The 18,630-nt window shown below is 64.7% G+C and carries 21 protein-coding genes; 5 read left to right on the forward strand and 16 right to left on the reverse strand.

Annotation, left to right across the window (positions count from 1 at the left end):
- Window positions 1-59: 59 nt before the first annotated feature.
- Window positions 60-1,280, forward strand: coding sequence for a hypothetical protein (locus Q8M13_RS04535; protein ID WP_305298484.1), 1,221 nt, complete (start codon window positions 60-62; stop codon window positions 1,278-1,280).
- Here Q8M13_RS04535 and Q8M13_RS04540 read toward each other — a convergent pair.
- From Q8M13_RS04540 to Q8M13_RS04585, 10 genes are all read right to left on the reverse strand, one after another.
- The gene (locus Q8M13_RS04540; protein ID WP_305298485.1) at window positions 1,259-1,807 is read right to left on the reverse strand and encodes a hypothetical protein; all 549 of its coding nucleotides are present in this window, start codon (window positions 1,805-1,807) and stop codon (window positions 1,259-1,261) included. The two genes, Q8M13_RS04535 and Q8M13_RS04540, sit on opposite strands and share 22 nt — an antisense overlap.
- Window positions 1,804-2,889, reverse strand: a complete 1,086-nt coding sequence (locus tag Q8M13_RS04545; protein ID WP_305298486.1) for an NAD-dependent epimerase/dehydratase family protein — start codon at window positions 2,887-2,889, stop codon at window positions 1,804-1,806. Before Q8M13_RS04545 ends, Q8M13_RS04540 begins: the two co-directional genes overlap by 4 nt.
- Window positions 2,886-4,988, reverse strand: coding sequence for a DUF362 domain-containing protein (locus Q8M13_RS04550; protein WP_305298487.1), 2,103 nt, complete (start codon window positions 4,986-4,988; stop codon window positions 2,886-2,888). The genes Q8M13_RS04545 and Q8M13_RS04550 overlap by 4 nt, the downstream gene beginning before the upstream one ends.
- 4 nt (window positions 4,989-4,992) lie before the next feature.
- On the reverse strand, window positions 4,993-5,604 hold the full coding sequence (locus Q8M13_RS04555) for a hypothetical protein (RefSeq protein WP_305298489.1): 612 nt from the start codon (window positions 5,602-5,604) through the stop codon (window positions 4,993-4,995).
- Window positions 5,604-6,314 (reverse strand): hypothetical protein, encoded by a 711-nt coding sequence (locus tag Q8M13_RS04560; protein WP_305298491.1) that lies wholly within the window; start codon window positions 6,312-6,314, stop codon window positions 5,604-5,606. The genes Q8M13_RS04555 and Q8M13_RS04560 overlap by 1 nt, the downstream gene beginning before the upstream one ends.
- Window positions 6,311-7,120 (reverse strand): hypothetical protein, encoded by an 810-nt coding sequence (locus Q8M13_RS04565; protein ID WP_305298492.1) that lies wholly within the window; start codon window positions 7,118-7,120, stop codon window positions 6,311-6,313. Before Q8M13_RS04565 ends, Q8M13_RS04560 begins: the two co-directional genes overlap by 4 nt.
- A 5-nt stretch (window positions 7,121-7,125) precedes the next feature.
- The gene (locus Q8M13_RS04570; protein WP_305298493.1) at window positions 7,126-7,701 is read right to left on the reverse strand and encodes a hypothetical protein; all 576 of its coding nucleotides are present in this window, start codon (window positions 7,699-7,701) and stop codon (window positions 7,126-7,128) included.
- A gap of 819 nt (window positions 7,702-8,520) precedes the next feature.
- Entirely contained in the window at window positions 8,521-8,922 is a 402-nt protein-coding gene (gene uraH / locus Q8M13_RS04575; protein WP_305298495.1) for a hydroxyisourate hydrolase, read from the reverse strand.
- A 448-nt stretch (window positions 8,923-9,370) separates the two neighbouring features.
- Window positions 9,371-9,673, reverse strand: coding sequence for a hypothetical protein (locus tag Q8M13_RS04580; protein WP_305298496.1), 303 nt, complete (start codon window positions 9,671-9,673; stop codon window positions 9,371-9,373).
- An 18-nt stretch (window positions 9,674-9,691) separates the two neighbouring features.
- Window positions 9,692-10,207: a lipocalin family protein gene (locus Q8M13_RS04585; protein WP_305298497.1), complete on the reverse strand. Its 516-nt coding sequence runs from the start codon at window positions 10,205-10,207 to the stop codon at window positions 9,692-9,694.
- A gap of 120 nt (window positions 10,208-10,327) precedes the next feature.
- On the opposite strand from Q8M13_RS04585, the gene Q8M13_RS04590 reads away from it, so the two are divergent.
- The 4 genes from Q8M13_RS04590 (at window position 10,328) to Q8M13_RS04605 (ending at window position 12,901) form a co-directional block, all read left to right on the forward strand.
- Window positions 10,328-11,005 (forward strand): TetR/AcrR family transcriptional regulator, encoded by a 678-nt coding sequence (locus tag Q8M13_RS04590; RefSeq protein ID WP_305298499.1) that lies wholly within the window; start codon window positions 10,328-10,330, stop codon window positions 11,003-11,005.
- 75 nt (window positions 11,006-11,080) lie between these two features.
- Window positions 11,081-11,701 (forward strand): GTP cyclohydrolase I FolE, encoded by a 621-nt coding sequence (gene folE, locus Q8M13_RS04595; protein ID WP_305298501.1) that lies wholly within the window; start codon window positions 11,081-11,083, stop codon window positions 11,699-11,701.
- On the forward strand, window positions 11,698-12,177 hold the full coding sequence (locus Q8M13_RS04600; protein ID WP_305298502.1) for a DUF3429 domain-containing protein: 480 nt from the start codon (window positions 11,698-11,700) through the stop codon (window positions 12,175-12,177). Before folE ends, Q8M13_RS04600 begins: the two co-directional genes overlap by 4 nt.
- A 1-nt stretch (window position 12,178) precedes the next feature.
- Window positions 12,179-12,901, forward strand: coding sequence for an SDR family NAD(P)-dependent oxidoreductase (locus Q8M13_RS04605; RefSeq protein WP_305298503.1), 723 nt, complete (start codon window positions 12,179-12,181; stop codon window positions 12,899-12,901).
- A 294-nt stretch (window positions 12,902-13,195) separates the two neighbouring features.
- On the opposite strand, the gene Q8M13_RS04610 is transcribed toward Q8M13_RS04605, so the two are convergent.
- The 6 genes from Q8M13_RS04610 to Q8M13_RS04635 all read right to left on the reverse strand — a co-directional run bounded on the left by Q8M13_RS04610 (window position 13,196) and on the right by Q8M13_RS04635 (window position 18,521).
- Entirely contained in the window at window positions 13,196-13,894 is a 699-nt protein-coding gene (locus Q8M13_RS04610; RefSeq protein ID WP_305298504.1) for an ABC transporter ATP-binding protein, read from the reverse strand.
- Window positions 13,891-15,096 carry an ABC transporter permease gene (locus Q8M13_RS04615; RefSeq protein ID WP_305298505.1) on the reverse strand — a complete coding sequence of 402 codons (1,206 nt, stop codon included), beginning with the start codon at window positions 15,094-15,096 and terminating at the stop codon, window positions 13,891-13,893. Before Q8M13_RS04615 ends, Q8M13_RS04610 begins: the two co-directional genes overlap by 4 nt.
- Before the next feature lie 3 nt (window positions 15,097-15,099).
- The gene (locus tag Q8M13_RS04620) at window positions 15,100-16,158 is read right to left on the reverse strand and encodes an efflux RND transporter periplasmic adaptor subunit (protein ID WP_305298507.1); all 1,059 of its coding nucleotides are present in this window, start codon (window positions 16,156-16,158) and stop codon (window positions 15,100-15,102) included.
- Window positions 16,159-16,507: 349 nt separating this feature from the next.
- Window positions 16,508-17,311 carry a DUF1295 domain-containing protein gene (locus tag Q8M13_RS04625; RefSeq protein ID WP_305298508.1) on the reverse strand — a complete coding sequence of 268 codons (804 nt, stop codon included), beginning with the start codon at window positions 17,309-17,311 and terminating at the stop codon, window positions 16,508-16,510.
- Window positions 17,308-17,946, reverse strand: coding sequence for a ChrR family anti-sigma-E factor (locus Q8M13_RS04630; protein WP_305298510.1), 639 nt, complete (start codon window positions 17,944-17,946; stop codon window positions 17,308-17,310). Before Q8M13_RS04630 ends, Q8M13_RS04625 begins: the two co-directional genes overlap by 4 nt.
- Window positions 17,946-18,521, reverse strand: coding sequence for a sigma-70 family RNA polymerase sigma factor (locus Q8M13_RS04635; RefSeq protein ID WP_305298511.1), 576 nt, complete (start codon window positions 18,519-18,521; stop codon window positions 17,946-17,948). Before Q8M13_RS04635 ends, Q8M13_RS04630 begins: the two co-directional genes overlap by 1 nt.
- Window positions 18,522-18,630: the final 109 nt, after the last annotated feature.

Consider the following 18,630-nt stretch of genomic DNA (forward strand, 5'->3'; position numbering starts at 1 on the left):
TCAGACGCGGAAATTACGGCTAGCTTGGCCAGCGGGGGCTCCCGAGATTGGAGTCATGGATGCGGGGCTACCCGTACGCGTTCTACATCGCGCTCGATGGCAACGGCGCCAATGGCCTCGAGGGCATGGCTGGCATGTGCCTGTTCCTCTATTGCCCCGAGACCGAGACCTTCGCTTGGAAGATCAAATACTATGACGGCATAGCCGCGGGACATGCCTGCTCGGTCAATCCCACGGGAACGACCGGATTTCTGGGCAACGCCGGCCAGCACCTCCATTTCTTCGACGCCGATACGCTGGAAGAGACCGCGCGGGTCTCGACCCTGCGGTTCGAAACGCCAGACACGTCGCTGCAGGGAAGCACGCATCTGGCCTGGCTGGACGACAGCACGTTCATCACCGCGATCGGCCGCCATTTCTGGCGCTTTTCTCTTGATGACCTGGAGAACCCGGAACGGCTGGAGCCGCACGGGGTCCGCCTCCCGCACGCCATGAAGCTGACCGCGTCGGGGCGCTATCTCTGCTACGGGGCGATGGATGATCCCAGCCGCGGCCGTCGAGGCGAGGCGCGCCATGTGGGGATACGCGACATGGAAACCGGCAAGGTCACGGTGGTCAAGCTGCCGGCGACCTGCTGGCACGTGCTGCCGCACCGGACCGAGGAGTTGTTCTACGCGATATCGTTTCGCGTCGCCCCAATGGACCGGGTCGACTATCACGAGTGGGCCATGGCCTATCTGAAGGAGTATGTCTTCGAGATCGACGCGGCGAGCGGTCAGATCCTCCGCCACTGGGCGACGGGGCGCGACACCCCGGCCCACATCAACTCCGACATCGCCATGTCTGACAGCGAGCTGATTTTCTGCAACGGCGGCAGCCAGTCGATCCTGTTCCTAGAGCTGGAAAACATGGCGCGCTACCGGATGATCGACGAGCGTCCCGACCCCGCCGCCCTGGCTCAACGGCCGCGGGAGGTCGCGAGCCAGGCCTATGACGTGCTGGCGCGGGGCAATGTCTTCGGCAATTCCCAGCACATCCTGAACGCCTTGAAAGTCAGCCGCTTCTCGCTGCTGGACTCGGTCTACGCCTGCCAGCTCTCATCGGACCAGCGCCTGTTGTTCACCGCCAATCGCGGCCTCAACCACATCAGTATCTACGATTATCCATCCAACACGTTGCGCTTGCGCGCGCCCATGCCCGACATCCAGGAGTTCGTGCCGACCCTGTCGGCGATGGCCGATCCCCGGTTGGGGTTCCATCACGGGGTGCTGGTCGGCTGAGTTTCCAGCAGCTCGGCCACGGCGTTGACGGTCTTTCGGAAATTCTGCGGGATGATAGTTCCGATCAACATCTCCACGGCCAGCGAGGCTGGGCCGCGCCAAGTCATGGGAATAGTGGACATGGCGGCGGGATCGATATCCAGCTTGCCCTCGAAAACCGCTCGCGTCCCGCGACCACCCATGGCCGGCTCGAAGCGGGTCGTCCCGTGGCAATTGATGGCCTGCGCCATGAAGTAGGGCTCGATCCGCCAGGTGCAGAGCGCCAGGTCCGAAGACCACTCAGCGTGATCCAGCCAGCCGAGCATGTCGGGTGTCACCAGTCCGTTGAGCGTCGGAGGCAAGGTAGGGCTGACCCGCCATTCGTTGACAAGGGCGCAGCCCCCGTCCGGTCGTTCCACCCGCGTCACCGCGGCGATTTTCTCGACCTGGTCCAGGGCGGGGGCGACCTGGTCCATCATGTCGCGCACGCCCGCCGCGACCCTTTTCGGGGGATACTTCAAACCGACGAGGCAGCGGAAGTCCTTCATGCAGCCGACCCTAGGCCGAGACGGGTCTCATCGAGCGCGGTGGCGCGCCGAGCGGCCTGAACTTCCGCGGCTAGCCGCATGCCCGTGCGCGTCTCGCGCGAGATGTGGGGGGAGGGCGAGAGCCAGGCCAGAGCCTCCGCCAGCGCCTCACGGGCTGGCCGTGGCCGGTAGCCGAGCGCGCCGGCGCGTCCGTGGTCGTACCAGTAGTATCGCCCGACCATTCGCGCCTGGGCGCGGGTGGCTAAAGGAGCCTTTCCGGTCACCCTGGCGCGAAACTCCTCTGCGGCGGCCAAGCCGTAGCACGCCACCGCGCTGGCGGTGGTTTGGGGCGCGCCGACGCCAGCCAGGTCGGCGACCATGGCGTGGATGTCGCGCCAGTCCAGGTTCTCCGACCCCAGGACATAGCGCTCGCCGGCTGCGCCATGTCGCGCCAGCAGGATATGGCCGGCCGCCACGTCCCGCACCGACACGATGTTGCATCCGCCAGCCCAGGTCATTCGCAGGGGATCGGCGAGATAGCTGGTGAGGATGCCGTTGCTGGGGCCGAGGCTGGCGCCGAACGGGCCGACGCTCATCGTCGGGCAGGCGAAGACGATCTCCACGCCGAGCCGCCGCGCGGCGGCCAGCGCCTCTCGCTCCTGGGCGATCTTGGCCAGGACGTAGGCGGACTCGTCGGGATCGTCCTGGGCGCTGAACGTCTCGTCACGGATCTCGGGTCGGTAGGATGCGCCGAGGGTGACCGAGGAGGAGGTCATCACCACCCGCTTGACCTTAGCCTGGGCGGCGGCGGTCAGGATGTTGAGACTGCCTTCGATGGCCGTGCGAGCCATCTCGGCGGGCTCGTGGCCCCAATAGCTGAAGGCCACGGCGGTATGGAAGACCACGTCCTGGCCGGCCATGGCCGGGGCGAGGCTTTCGGGGGCCAGCACGTCGCCCGTCCTCAGTTCCATCGGAAGAGCGCCGATAGATGATAGATCGGCCGTGGGGCGCACAAAGCCGGTGGGGGTCAGGCCCTCGCGCAGCAGCTCGCGCAAAAGGTTGGCCCCGATCAGTCCGTTGGCGCCGGTGACGAGAGCCTTCATTCCGCGGTTCCCGCATCGACCCGCGCCGCATGGCGCAGGTCGCGCATTGCGCTTTCCAACGGCGATCTGGCTGGTGCGGGGGCGCTGAAGGCCCCGGCGTCGAAATAGCGGAAGCCATCGGCGTCAATCCGCAGGGGCTTGATCTCGGCGCTGGCGCGCACGGCTCCCTTGAGCGCGGCGGGAACATCCAGCCGTCCATCGCTCTGTAGCTTGCGCACAAAGCCGCTGAGCCGCTCGACTGGTAGGGGCTCGCCTTCGGGCGCATCAGACCAGGGCTTGCCGATCCTGACATCGCGCCCTTCGGAAACAGCTTCCAGATTGGCGAAGGTGCGGTTGAAGAACTGACCATAGGCTTGAGAGACCAGAGTCCGCTTCATGGCCGGATCCAGTCCCTGGTCGATGGCCGCCCAGATCGGGGGCAGGCGGAAGTGCTGCCGCCCCCAGATGGTCACCAGGGTGTCCTCGCCCAGTGCTTCAAACGTGACGACGCCATCGTCGGCGATGGCCGAATCGTTCTCGCTCTTGACCGTTTTCCAGAACATCCGCTGGCGACGGGGTGCGTACTCGATTGTCTCTATCTTGGTTACGTCGATGGCGACGCCGCCGCCGATGGCGGTGTAGTTCGGCTGAGGCAGATAGAGGTTGCGCTCGACCTGGCGCGTCACGCGGCCCTGCTTGTCGCGGCGGGTCGCCAGGGCCTGACCGCCGATATAGTCGTTCATGTATTGGATGGTCCGGTGGATCTCCACCGACGCGGCGAAGTCCTCAAACGGCTGGGCGATCCGTCTGGCGCCGTCGAACAGGACGGCGCCGTCGTCGAAACGCCAGCGCACGCCATCCGCGTCGGCAGGCACGCCTCGCAGTAGAGCAGCCTGGCCCAGGAGTTCGGCGGGCAAACCGTCATAGTCGGCGGCCCGCAGCTTGGTCGGGTCGATATTGATCGACGCTTCGCGGCGGCGCAGAGCGTCCTTGTCGATCATCACGCCATAGGTTTCGGCCGCCTTGCCCAGCTCCCCCAGCCAGATGTTGGCCAAGGTGAGCAGGGCGCTGTCTCCCCCGGCCGCCGCGAGCCCTGACAGCGCCTTGTTCAGCCAATCGTTGGCCGGATCCTTGAACGGGAAGATGTCACGGTCGACCTGTTGCAGGACGGGTCTGATCGAGCGATCGCCCGCCAGCGACGCGCGTCGCGCGGCGGTGGAGGCGATGAGCGCCGGGCTGACATTGACCCAGCCGGGATAGGGCTCCAAGGCGCCGAGAATGCGGGTCTGAGGCGTTGGTCGCGCGTGCCGCAGACTGGGCGCGGCGAGGCGGGATACAAAGGGATCCAGCCCCATCTTCATGGCCCCAAGATAGTCGGCGAGGGCCGGGTCGGACGCGGCGATGATGGTGTCGGTGACGAGGGGCGAAGGGGCGCGGGCAGCCCCCTCGCCATGGCTGCTGACCATCGCATCGATAAAGGCGAAATGTACCGGCGCAGCGCTCAAGAGCGCGCTTATGACCTCTCCAGGCTCGCGCCGATGGCGGTAATGGTAGTCCTTGTCGGCTTGGGGGAGGACGCTCAGCAAGGTCGACAGGCAAAGAGCGTAGCCGTCGTCGTCATCGGTGCGGTTCGCCGAGAACACCAGCCGCAGGTCCGCCTCCAACCAGGCGCGCGAGAGGCCTGTTCGCGCCAGTGGACCATCCTCTCCAAAAACGTTTGAGCTCAGGTCCTCGGAAAGATCGATCACCTCATATGGTCGCCCGCTCGGCGTCTCGTAGCGATAGCCCAGCAGATCGGCGACCATGAAGACGTCGCGGTTCTCAAGCCACAGCGACGCGGTTCCGCGCGTCGAGCCTACCGACGCCTCGGTGACGCCGAGCTCAAACAATAGCTCTAGCAGATGCTCCACCAGCGCTGGATCAGTCGCCGTCGGCGAGCCGGCGGCGAAGGCGTCAAGGGCCGGGACGATCACGGCCGAGCACACGCCGTTGCGCTCTAGCGCCGTGGAGATGCGCTGGCCGATAGCTTCACGCAAGCCGCCCTGCGCCAGGGCGCGGTCTAACAGGTCGGGGCCTGAGGCTCCAGGTTCGTGAGCAATGACTGCCAGGGCTTGCGGCATAGGCCTAGGCCGGTTCGAGAACCTGGAGACGAACCCGAAGGACCATCGCCTCGAAGCCGGAGACCGCAACGTTGGCGGCGTAGCTGCGGCCGGCCTTCACCCGGTCGGGATCGAGCGCGGCGGAGACCTTGACCAACTGCTCCTGGCCGGGAGCCAGCGTGAACTCCGCCGGCTCGAACACCGCCGCCGGTCCGGCTTCGCCGCCGGTTCCGAAGAAGTGGGCGGCCAGGAAGCTTAGGGCCGCCGGGCGGTCGTGAGGGTTTTTCAGATAGAATTCGCCCGAGGCTTCGCCGCCCAATGGGCCGGAGAGCTCCATGTCCCTGATCGGGGGCTCTTGCCGCGCGGCCGCCACGTCCAGCGTGGCGCCGGCGCGCCCCGCCAGGGCGGCGGCGTACTCGCTCGCAAGGCCGATGGCGTCGGAGGGATAGCGAACAGCCTCCTCCGCAGCCAGGCGCGCAAACGCCCCGACGGCGGCGGCGCTGGTCGAGCGACCCGATCCATAGTCGGCCAGGATGCGACCATAGCTTTGCACGGCCGCCAGCCGCTGGTTGGCCCAGCGACGCGCCAAGTCGGACGTGACATTCCCCAGCGAAGGCCGGTCGCCGCCAGACGCCATCAGCAGCACCCGCAGTGGCAATCGACGATGTAGGCGTCGCACTCGCGCGGCAGGACCGCCACGGCGATCCGGATTGAACGCAGATCGCAACCCTTGATCCGCAGGTCGGCGTAGGACACCGCGCACCCGTCGACGTCTGGGATATCCCCCCGGCCTTCCGGCGCGCGCTCAGCGGTGTTGGCCGTCGCATCAGAAACCACTTCGCTCTTCGCTTGGCGGATCGTGACGCCCAGCACGACCTGGGCCTCGCCGCAGGCCGCGAGCGTAAAGGCCAGCTGGCCAAGGATTTCAGCCTCCACCTGCACGCCCTGGAGGTTCTTCGTCCAGCTCGAGAGCTCCAGCTCTATGTCGCGCTCACGTCGCCAGTGGTTCTCGATGATCAAGGTCACCAGCCGTCGCTCGCCAAGGCGCGTCTCCACAATCAGGTCGGCGTCAGTAACGCAGCATTTGCAAGAGCAGTGATCTGACCCGCAGTGCGAGCCGTGAAGGTCGTGATGGTGACCGTGCTCGTGGCGATGCCGGTGGTCATGGCGGGATGTGCGGTCCCGCGCCTGGGGCCGGTCGATCAGGTCGGTGACGCCAGCGCGCCAAGTCTCGAAAGCGTCGGCCCACGGCTGCAGGGCCTGCCGCGCGATCTCGTTGAAGTCGAACTGGCTGAGATCGATCGGAGAGGCGGCCGCCGGCCGTCGTTGAAGGGTCGCCTGGTTCATTCCGCGGTTCCTTGTTTACGACGCGTGACTTTGGCGGTTGGCGGGCGCTTGGCCGCCGTGACGATGACGATATGCAGGTCGGTGGTGTAGACTGGGGCGAAGACGTGGTGGCGCGCCACGGGTGACAGCTCTTTCGGAAGGGCCACGGCGATCTGCTCGGTGCGTATCGCCCCGGGCTCCAGCCGCACCGGCCCGCTCGGCATGAACAGGCCCACGGTTCCGATTTGCGTCAGCACCGGGGCCGCGCCCAGCCCGATCACGTCCTTGAATATCTGGCCCAGGCGCTCGACGCCGTCCGCCGGCCGCTCAATGCGATCTGAGGCAAGCGGCGCTTCCTCGCCTAGCGGATAGTCGCCGGTGAGATCGATGGTGAGGGGAGTGTTCCCCCGGTTCTCGAACGCCACTGCGAAGCGCTGCTCAGGCCCCAGCGCGGCGTCGACCACAAGAGGAGCCGGCTGGATCGCCAGCTCCGCACGCTCCACGACCTCGATTTCTACGGGCCGGCTGACGCCCCCGAGTTTGATCTCCCCCTGATAGCGTCCCGGCGGCGTGGCGGGGTCGAGTCGCAGGCGGATTTTGGCCTGGGCCGTGCCGTTGGCCGCGACGGTCATCTGCACGGGTATGGGGGCCAGTCGCAGGGGTTTGCCAGCTGCGCCGAGGCGGACCTCGGCCAGGGAGACGTCTGAGACCTGGATCGCGCCGTCGGTGGCGTTGCGCAGTGCGACAGGAATTTTCAATGAGGCGGCCGAACCCGATAGCGACAGGGTGCGGTCGGCAGGCCAGTCGATGAAATCGAGCTTGGCCATGCGAGCTATTCCACTATCCGGACGTGGAGGCCGGCGCCGCTGACCGGACCGCTGTCGTGACGATAGTCGTCGTCGCCATGGTGGTGGGCGTGATCGTGGTGAGGTTCGTCGCTGTACTGATGCTGGCCAAGAGTGACGACATGAGCCTGCTTGAGCGGGGCTCCGACCAGCACTTGAGCTTCCCCATCCAGGGTAAGGCTCAGCACCTCGACCCCGAAAAGGGTCAGGCCGACGCGCTGGCGGTTCGGCAGGGAGATACGCGTCGCGGGCAGCGGTCCGAGCGACAAGCGTAGGCATTGGTCCAGAACGACCGGTTGCAGGTCGATCGCAGCCTTTGAATCGGTTCGGATGGGTTCTGGAATCGTGAAGGCGAATTTGCCGTCCGAGGTGAGGTCGGCCTGCAGATCCGACTTGAGTTCGGCCTTGATCGGCTCGGGGACGGAGAGGGCTAGCTTCGACTCGATTGGCTCGGTGACGGCGAGCTTAGCGTCCAGCTTGATGTCATTGAGGCCCGTGACCGCCACGTTGACCGGGCCGCTGTTGACCGTGATCGGGTCGTAGGTGACTTCGACATCGGCCACTGCTGTTCTCCTCCAGCCCGGAGAACAACGCTACATGGGGGCGATGGAGCGTGCAATTGATCTTAATAGTTAAGCTTGTAAGTCAGCAGTCTCCATTTGAGCGTCATGTTAAGGATGCCAGCATAGCTTACTCTCAATTCTCTATGCGATCCTCCAGGTGGTGGTCTTTGTGCCTTCTTATTGAATTCGCCGAAAATTTGTTGGGATACGAGCCGCGCCCCGTCCGACAATAGGCCAGGTCCTAGCCCTTGCGGTCGCCCGCGCCCGTCGGCCGGACCAAGGCCCCCGGCGGAGCTCGCCCGGCTGAAGAGCCGACAATCGACAACTTAGAGCTTCCAACTTAACGCTGGCCCTAAAAGAGGTCTCGACAACTTAAGACTGACCCCAAGCGAGAAAGCGTTGCTCACGCCCCAGCAGCCGGCGGCCATTGAAGGTCATTGGTTTCGTCGTTGAAGCGGACGCGCACCGATGACCTGCGTCGGAGGGCCTGCAAGAGGTGGCTGGCTCCGTTCAAACCGCGCGGGCGGCTTGGTTCTTCAAGTGCCGCTGAAGAGCTTTGGACTGCGACGCTGCGGCCTGTAAGCGGGTCCGCGTGTCGGCGTGCAGTCGAACCCAGCGCGGAAGGCGCGGGAGAACTGGCTACTGCTCGAAAAGCCCAGGTCGTGGGGGCGTAGCGGGGGCCGGGAGCGGCCGGCGACGAGGGGTGCGCAGTGGCCGCTATCAACCAGCACCTGCGGGCCGACTGAACCGTCGAGCAGGAGTGAGGCCGTTGCGGAGAGGGCGCGGCGGCGCCCGCCTGGGCGAGCGCCGCCGGCTTTTTCAGTTGCCGCGATAGGTGCTGTATCCGAAGGGGCTGACCACCACCGGCACGTGATGGTGAGCGGTCGGATTTGTCACGCGGAAGACGACGTCGATTTCCGGGAAGAAGGCCGTCGCGCCCGCTTGGCCGTAGTGAGACATGTCGAAGGTCAGCTTGTAGGTGGCGGCTTTGATCTGGGTATCGGCGCCGAAGGAGCGCACCCGGCCGTTCTCGTCCGTCTTCGCCTTCGCCACCTGAAGCCAGCTTCCGTCCGCCTGCTTAATCTCCAGCTTGACCGGGACGTCCTTGCCGCCGACGCCGCGGGCGAGATCGAGAACGTGGGTTGAAATCCCCTCGGCGAAGGCGGTGGTGGCGGTGAGCGCCAGGGCGGTGGCAAGGCCGACGAGGGTGACGTAACGCATTGAGTTTCTCCACTTAAGAGACGTCAATGGCCCGACACCATGTCGCAAGCATGGCCGTGCGATGCGGGTCTCCGCTGGCGCTGGAAGATCATGATATTGAGGCGGTTGGACCCCCGAGCTAGCGCTGCTCATATAGAGGTTTGTTTCCCAGATTGTGCTCATAAGATCATACGGTGAGCATTCCTGGCGGTGAGCACTGAATGCGTGACGCTTCCTGGTCCAAGGACTTTGCGATGGCGCGAAGAAACGCAATGTTCTCCATTCATCGATTGGTCGCTTCATCCATGGAAGCACCAAACGCGCGGTTTGGAGGGAGCTTTCCAACGACAACGCGGCAAGACGATGCCGATGGCGCAGAACTCTCCGCGATCACCATTGCGCAACCACCACTGAACAGCGTCCCAGGCGCGTAGTTCGTCTCAGAAAGTTGGTCAGTGGCAAAGGTAGCCTAAACTGGTCGCTTCAATGCGCCGCTTGCGATCAAACCAACAATATACATGAGCGCCAACGCGATATTCGGCACCACGTTAAGCCCGAAGCCAGTGGCCACTGAAAGCGCGCTGTCGATCACGAACCAGCTGACCATGCCGGCGGTGATCGCGTTCCAGAGCGGACGCCCCTGACCTCCCAGATCAATGGCCGCCCTAACGACGAAGAACAGCGTCACAGCCCAGCCGATTGATACGGCGCCCATCACCGCCAAGCTGAACCGTAGCATGGGATCAAATTGCGCCTCGATGGGACCATGCAAGATTTCGCCGAAGCTCGATCATGGCAGCGGCGCTGGTGTCTCGATCTCCCCGTTGTATCCAAGCGCCCGGGCGCGGGAGACAAGGTGGGCCAAGAGGGCTTCCGATGGCGGCTTTCGGGTATAGAGGAAAATCTTCTTGAGGCCCGGATCGGCCGATATGAACCAGCCGCCTTGCGGATCACGCTCAAGCACCTCGTAGCGCCAAGTTATGAACGCCGCGTAGGTCACCTTGAGCCGTCGATTGACGCCGGGGTCTTCGATTAGCCCGCGACCGCTAATCGCCTTGCGCTTGCCGGTGACGCCGCCCTCCCGGCAGTCATCGACTACCGCGACCTGGGTGGAGTCTTTCAGGCTGTAGGTCGTCGTGCCAGCGACGCAGCCCTTGGTGATCGCCATCGGTGTACGACCAACTTCCAGCCAGACGCCAGAATAGTGCGATTGCGCATCAATGGGTGTAGCGGCCGGCTCCGCGTACGCGGTGGCCGGCGCCAGGCCGGCAGCCGCAAGCGCGGCGCATATGGTTCTGAACGTCATCAAGCTCACCTCCCATTGCGATACGCGGAAGCTTGCGGCGTGGATGCATGGATCTGGCGCGTTTGCTCCTTGGCCGAGGGAGCGGTACGTTCGCGCTCCTCAAGGGAGCACCGCCGCCACGTGGCCAGAACCAAGGGCGCCAGGGATATCGATTACGACGGCAAGCGCCGTCAATTGCTTGAGAAGATAACGCTTCATCTCATGCGTCGGGAGGGCGCGCGCGCCAGTCTGCGCGACCTTGCTTCGGCGGCGGGCGTCTCTGGGCCTACCCTGCGTCACTATTTCGGAGATCGGCAAGCGCTGATCGCCGCGGTGCTTGAGGAATGCCTGAGGCGTGGACGTCCCGGCCTCGATGCGCAGCGCCAGAGCGGTCTGCCGCTCGCCGCTTCAATCCATGCCTACGCCGCGGACCTAGTTGCGGCGATGACAGCGGAGAAGTCGGTTCGATTGGGCGACATGGTCGCTCTTAGCCTTGCCGAGGGTTTTCTTGACCCCGCCTATAGCCGTCCGGCCCTGGATTTCATTCTCGAGCCTACCCTTCAGGGGCTGGAGGCGCGCCTCGCTGAACATGCTGCGCGCGGTGAGTTGCGCGAAGGCGTCGATCTGCGCATGGCCGCGTTGATGTTGGTCTCCCCCCTCATGCTGGCGTGCCTGCATCAGCAGCAACTTGACGGTCGCCATGTACGACCGCTCGCCTTGGACGATCTGATCGAGAGCGCCTGCGAGGCTTTCTTGCACGCCTTTGGACAGGGTGATGCGATCGACTCGCGGCCGCGAGCCGAGTTGGCGCGGGCCTAGGCAAATTCGCCCTTTTCTTTATTCCGACTGAAATATAAAAATGTCCCAGGGCCATGGAGGCCGTTGGAGACATTCATGCCCGATGGCGCCGCTCAAACGCCGAGCCCGCATGTGCCATCCGTGGTCCGCCCCACGCGGGTGGAAGCTGAGGCTGCTGTTCGCTGCCTTATCGCCTGGGCCGGCGATGACCCTGATCGCGAAGGGCTGGTCGACACCCCGGCGCGGGTCGCGAGGTCTTATGGCGAGCTTTTCGCGGGCTACGGCGAGGATCCCCGAGCCCATCTGGCGCGAACCTTCGAAGAGGTCGGAGGCTATGAGGAGCTGGTTGTTTTGACCAACGTTCGTGTGGTCAGTTGCTGCGAGCACCACATGCTGCCGGTGATTGGCCGAGCCCATGTTGGCTATCTGCCGAGAAACCGCGTGGTCGGCATCTCCAAGCTTGCCCGGGTCGTCCACGGCTTTGCCCGCCGTCTCCAGATTCAGGAGAAACTGACAGCAGACATCGCAGAGGCCATAGCCGACACCTTGGATCCCCTCGGCGTCGGCGTGGTCATAGAGGCCGAGCATAGCTGCATGAGCCTACGGGGAGTTCAGACGCCAGGATCAAGCCTCACCACCAGTCGGCTGATTGGACAGGTGCGCGACGACCACAAGCTTCGCGCCGAGTTTCTCGACATCGTGCGGCAGGCGAGATGAGCGAGACTAGCCGTCAGTCTCCTGCGTCTGAAAAGCAGGCTCAGCTTCTGACCGTTCTTGGTGTCTTGGGGCTTGTTCCCTTCGTCGTGCCTCCAGTCCTGGGCTTTGAAGCGCTGGCCGGCGGGCTAGACTGGCGAACCGCCCAGGCGCTTTATGGGGCCACGATTCTTGGCTTCCTAGGCGGCGTGCGCGCAGCGTGCGCCGCCTTCGCGCAAACGCCCAGGCTGGCGGACATCGTTCTCTCCATGGCGCCGCCGCTCGCCGGCTACGGGCTCGCCGCGGTCGCGATCGGCGGCCGCGGGTCTCCAGGCGCGACCGGGCAGGCTCTGTTCGGGCTTGCTATCGCGTTTGCTGTTCAAGGAGTTTGGGACCTGGGGGCGAAGGACCTTCCGTACTGGTACCGTCGTCTACGGCTTTTACTGACCATTGCTGCGACCTTGGCCCTTATCGCCGGGGGGCTGCGCGCGGGACTTTGACGTGAAGCGGCCAATAGCGGTTGTTGTCGGGGCTGGCGGCGCGATTGGGCGCGCGTTCGTCGCTCGTTTGCTGGACGATCCGCGCTACGCCGCCGTCGTGGCCGTAGGGCGCCGGCGGCCGCTAGACTGGCCCCCATCCTGCGGCTCCGTATTCCTCACGGCGGATCTGATGGATGAGACGGAGCTCGAGGGTCTCGCGCGGTCGATCACCGAGCTCGGAGAGCCGGGGCTGATCCTGGTCGCCACGGGAATGCTGCATGAGGATGGCCTGCGTCCCGAGAAGTCGATCCGGGCGCTGACGCGCGCGTCCCTCATGCGGCTCTTCGAGGTCAACGCCGTGCTCCCGGCGCTTGTTGCAAAGCACCTCTCGCCACTTCTCCAGCGCAACCAGCCTGCCATCTTTGCAGCTGTCTCGGCGCGTGTCGGAAGCATCGGCGATAACGCTCTGGGAGGCTGGCACGCCTACCGGGCAAGCAAGACTGCGCTCAACATGTTGATCCGAGGCGTGGCCATCGAACTGCGCCGTGAGCGCCCCAGGGCGATCTGTGTGGCCCTTCATCCAGGAACGGTCGTCTCACCCTTGAGCGCGCCCTTCCTGGGCTCGAACCACGCTGCGCTGAGCCCTGACGAGTCTGCTCGCAGAATGCTGCTGGTGCTCGACGATCTCGATCTGGCCGATACGGGCGGCTTCTTCGCCTATGATGGGACTCGTCTGCCATGGTGAACCATCCAGTGGAGGTGCCGCCCCACGTGGCCCGTTCAGGCGCTGGGTGCGCGGCGGCGCCGCCGCCTTCGGGTTCAACTGATCGACGTTCGCCTATCCGGCTCGATCCTACAGGCTACGCACCTGAGCCACCGCATCGATCAAGCTGATCGTTGTTACCGGCTTTGCGAGGTGTAGATCCGCCTCAGCTTCAAGCGAACCGAACCGAGCCGATGCTGTCGCATGGCGTTGGCGCTGAGCATGATGATCGGTGTGCGACCGCCTTGATCGCTCTCGCGCCTGCGAAGCTCCTGGCTACACTTCACCGACGGAGTGGTTCGACGCGAGTAGACCATCAATCAAGGTCAGGCGGCGAGTGCAGCGGGCGGCGACGCCCTCATCGTGTGTGCAGATAAGGAAGGTGGCGCCGTCCTCCTGATTGACCTCGCGCATCAGGTCCAGCACGCGATCAGCGGCTTGCCGATCAAGATTGCCTGTCGGCTCGTCAGCGATAATCAGGTCAGGCCGATTCATCAGGGCGCGGGCTATGGCGACACGTTGCTTTTGACCGCCCGATAGGCTTGTGGCCGGATAGTCGATGCGATCCTCCAGCCCGACGCGCGTCAGCAAATCTCTCGCGCGCGCGCGCATTTCGCGTGAAATGCCGCCGGCGGGCGCCGCCGCTGGAAAGGCGACGTTCTCCATGGCTGTGAAGTCGGGCAGCAGATGGTGGAACTGAAAGACGAACCCCAGCCGGCGGTTCCTAAATTGAGCTCGCTTGGCTTCCGATAGCATGTCGACGCGGTCGCCGCTGATCGTCAGGGCGCCCGCTGTTGGACGCAGCAGCAGGCCCACGATCGACAAGAAGGTGGATTTGCCGGACCCGGACGCCCCGAGCAGGGCCGCCAGTTCGCCCTTGTCCAAGTCAAGGTCGATGCCTTTGAGCACCTGTGTTTCTTCCTCACCATTTCGGAAGACCTTCTCGATCCCCCGAGCTTCCAAAGCGCGGGTCATTGCTGGATGGCCTCAAGGGGGTCGAGCCGCGAAGCCGAGCGGGCAGGGAGAATGGAGGCGACCACGGCGCCTAGGGTGGTCAGCACTAGAGCTGCGACATAGCCGCCTTGTTCCGGGGCGATAGGGAGCGCGGAGGTTCCATCCGGTTTGGTCAGTCCCTGCAGCCAGACACATAGTCCGTAGCCGCTGGCGCAACCGATCAGGGCGCCGCTCAGGCCGATCAACAGCCCCTGCAGCAGGAAGACCCACAGGATGAAGCTGCTGGGCACGCCAAAGGCTCGCATGATGCCGACCTCGCTGCGTCGCCTGTAAGCCGACAGCACCAGGGCGCTAGCCACGCCAATGATGATGGAGATCAGGGAGAAGACCTGAATGAGCGTGCCGGTTTGGGCCTGAGCCTTGAGTGCGTCTTCAAGACTCAGGTTCTTTTCTTGCCAGGGCGTAGCGCGCAGACCGGTGGCGTCGGCCAAGAAGCGGGCGGTAGCGCGAGCGGTCCCGGGGTTTGCGAGCTTGACTTCAATGTTCGTGACGCCCTCGGGCAGCGTGAATAGGGGGCGCGCCGCCTGCAATGAGAGGAAGGCGACCCGCTCGTCCAGGCTCTGCAAGCCAGTGCGAAATACTCCCTTGACCGTGAGTTGCCGCTCCACACCGCGATCAGTTCGTAGGAGTACGGACTGCCCCGCGCTCAATCCAAGTTCCTCGGCCATCCGCACGCCGATCAGCAGACCGTCAGCGCCCAGGTCGGCGTCGCCGTCTATGACCTTTGGCGTGATCTGCGAGATGGCGTCGATACCTTGAGGCTCTACGCCAATTATGGACACTGGTGAGACCGCCTCGCTCCTGACCAGGAAGGCGCTGCCGGAAATCTGCGGGCTGATCGCCGTCACCGCGGGGTTCGAGCGCAACAGTTCGACGATGACCGGCCAGTCGCGGATCTGCTTGCGTTGAAAGGTCGAGACAAGTGGGACGGCTTCAGTCGGCAAATCCGGCCCGGGCAATACGCGAGCAAGGCGTGGCGCCGGCTCCAAGCTGATATGGGCGCTATCGCCTGTAACCTGATCCGTCAGGCGTACGGCCAAGCCCGCGATTAAGGCGGTGATGAAGATGAATACAGTTACGCCAAGGGCGACCCCGGATATCAGCAGAAGAGACTGACTGGGGTTCGACAGGAGGTAGCGCCTTGCAACTTTGAAAACGAACACGACCTATCCGTCCGGCGTTGGCGCAACAGGGCGGACGTGGGCGCCAGGGCGTGTGGTGGCGGGATCCAGCACGACGCGATCTCCCTCGCGTAAGCCACGCTCGATAATGGCGTTCGCCGAGGGCCAGCGCATCACACTGACCTGGCGGAGTGCTACAATCCCCTGAGAATTCACGACGTAGACCTTTGGGGCGACGGTCGCATCCATGACAGCGCTGCGAGGCAGCACGATCGCGTCTTGGCGTAGGCGCACGATAATGGTCAGGTCGACGGATCGCCCTGGCGACAGCTCCTGGCCGGCGGCGGGCGCCAGCTTCACCTGCCGTCCCCCGGTCGCGGAGTCGATACGCGGAGAGACCTCGGTGACAAGGGCCGGAAAGATGGTGGCCGATCCTGAAAGAGCGGCGCGCGCAGTCAGGCCGGGTCTCAGTAGGTCGGCATAGGCTTCGTCCACGTCGGCACGGATTTCAGATCCGGCTGACGAGCCTAGTTCAAACAAGGTTTCGCCCGCGGTCACGACCTGACCGTTGTCTATCGGGCGGAGCAGGACCGTGCCGCTCATAGGCGCCCGAATGATAAATTCCCGCGTGCGCTCTCTGGAGGCGCGTGCCGCTGCGGCCGCGGCGGCGACATTGGCGTCTGCGGCCTGCAGCGTCGCACGAGCGACGTCCAGCGCGGCCGGCGCGGCAAAGCCCTTCTGCATCAGGGTTAGAGTGCGGTCGTATCGCAGTCGAGCGTCGGCGGCCTCGGCGCGCGCGGCCCGTGCTCGCGCAAAATCTGCCTCTGTCAGGGCCTGTTCGACGGTAGCGCGTATGACCGCCAGGGGGGCCCCGGCGGCGACACGATCGCCGTCGTCATGGAGCAGTCGGATCACCTGTCCGGGATTTGGCGACGCGACCTGGACCACGTCCTTGGGCCGGGCGCGGCCGACGACCGCGAGCGCCTGCTCGACCGTCTGCGGTTTGATCTCAAGCACCTCGACCGCAACTGGTCGTCGGGAGAGCAAGAGGACTGTCGCCGCGATGGCGCCGACTGTGAACAGCGCTATGAGCAGCAACTGCATACGATTTGGCCGAACGGTTCTACTTTCACGATCCGTCGTACGAAGCATTGCGTGAACCGTGCCGGAGACTAAGGGGCGGGTAGATTAGGAGTTTGACGTTTTCGTGCCGCGCACGCCATCCAGCTAGATCTTTACTTCTACTGGCGAACGCCACGGTCTGCACAAAGCCATTGGAAAGACGTTCCTACAGGCTCCGACGCCGACATGGATGTAACGATCTAGATGCGCTTTCTTGTTTACGGGCGCGATCACGCATTGGATCGCCAGGAGAGCGCCTCATCTGAAGAATTGAGTCGATCAATGATGCTTTGGCGAGCGAGCATGGCCTCATCCGGCTGCTGCGCGCGTCCTAGTGGCGGGGTGGGCGCGGGAAGAAGCGGCTGGTGCGGGCGGCGTAGGCGGCGAAGGCGGCGGGCCGCGAGCGGTGCATATGAGCTTCGAGCAACGGTACGCCGGACACATGGTTCAGCAGCCAGTAGATGTAGGCAGGTCCGGTCAGCGCCAGCCAACCCAAGGGCCAAGCGCTGTCGATGTTGATGGCGAACACCGGCCAGGCGCACCACGCGAGCCACTCGAAGAAGTAGTTGGGGTGGCGCGACCATGCCCAGAGGCCCGCGTCACAGACTTGGCCGCGGTTGGCGTGATCGGCCTTGAATGCCGTGAGTTGGCGGTCGGCTATCGCTTCACCGAGAAGGGCCGACATGAAGATGAGGGCGGCCAAGCCATCCTGCAGACTTAGGCCTGGCGCCGGATTTCTCGCCGCCAGCAGTATGCCAAGGACAAGCAAGGCGCCGGCGCCGGCTTGCAGCATCAGAAAGCCGAATATCCGGGATTGAAAGCGGGGCCCCCATTCTTGGCGCAAGCGGGCGTAGCGCGCGTCTTCGCTTTCGCGGGCGGCGCGCGCCGCAATGTGCAGACCAAGCCGCAAGCCCCATAGGCCGATCAGCGCGGCCGTCAGCCATTGACGTGCGGAAGGCGAAACGCCGTCGACCGGCGTCAGGGCGACGCCCACGCCAGCCGCGCCGAGGCCCAAGGACCAAAAGGCGTCGGCCCAACCGCCTTGCAGGGTGCGCCTTTGGACAACCCAGGCCGCGGTCATCACCAGAACCATGAAGAGCGCCGCCGCGCCCCAAAGCGGCAGCAGGGGCGTCATAGCCGGGCGAATGGCTGCATCAGCCGCCCCAGCCATCCGTCGAGCTGAATCTGGCCGTCCAGCGCGGCGACGCAGAGGCAGGGGTCGTCGGACACCACGCGCGGTTGGTGGATCACCTCGGCGTCAGCTTCCTCGAAATCGCCCACGTCGAACCGTTCAGTCTCGGTGGCGTAGGCGCCTGACAGGACGCAGGTCAGTTCCACGCCGCCGTGGGTGTGGCGGGGCGTCTCGCGGCCAGGATCGATTTTGAGGAGGATAACGCGGCAAGCGCCATCACGTGGGGCATGCACGTCGCGCACGCGTATCCCCGGGCCAACCCAGCGCCAGGGACCCAGGGCGTAACGGCGCAGCGGCTCGGGGAGCTCCGGCATGTCATTGAGCAGGGGCTGAGCCGTCACCACGCCGGTGTCGGTCTCGATCCGCGCCATGGCGCGCGCCAGGGCGTCAGCTGACAGAGGTGAGGGAGATGTCTCATCAAGGAGCTCTCCACCCACGGCCTGGAGCCGGCGCACCCAGGCATGATTGGCGGGGCGCAAGGCCAAGTGAGCCGCCACCACCACAGCTTGCGGAGGGCTGAGGACGCCCGCGGCGTAGGCGAGCAGACGTTCCTCGGAAGGATTGCGGCGAGCGTTCATCAGGACGCCTCCTCGGAGAGTTCGAGCATCGCACGGAGTTTGATCATGGCGTTGCGAATACGGGATTTGACGGTGCCCAGCGGCAGATCGAGGCTGCGGGCGATCTCGGAATGAGGATTGTCCATGTAGAATGCCAGGCGCAGGACCTCGACCTGATCTGGTTTAAGACGGGCTAGAGCGTGGCGAACGCGTTCTGTGTCTTCGGACATCGACAGGATATCGTCCGGCCGGCGGACCTCCTCACCGGCCAATTCGATTTCGGGCGTCGGAAGGGGGCGGGCGTCGCGGCGCAGCATGTCGAGGCGCCGATTGCGCGCGATGGTGAAGATCCAGGTCGCGGCGCGCGCCTTGCGAGCGTCGAACAGATCAGCCTTGCGCCAAACCGTCAGCATGGCGTCCTGCGCGAAATCCTCCGCCGCCCCGGGAGTGGCTCCGGACTTGATAAGCCAGGCCTTGAGCCGCGGGGCGAAATATTCGAACAACTGAGCAAAGGCCTCGCGGTCTCGTCGCAAAGCGACGGCCTCGATCAGCCGATCATACTTGAGCGCATCCTGCGCGGGGGCGGCCGGACTCATGCGATCCGAGCGGACTTCAGCGGAGGTGAGAGGCGAGGGCTCAGCATGCATGAAACCTATTACGCTTCGTCGAAAAGCCTGGATCATTTCCAATCCGATCCCGAGGCTG

It is taken from the genome of Phenylobacterium sp. (assembly GCF_030681155.1).
GTDB lineage: Bacteria > Pseudomonadota > Alphaproteobacteria > Caulobacterales > Caulobacteraceae > Phenylobacterium.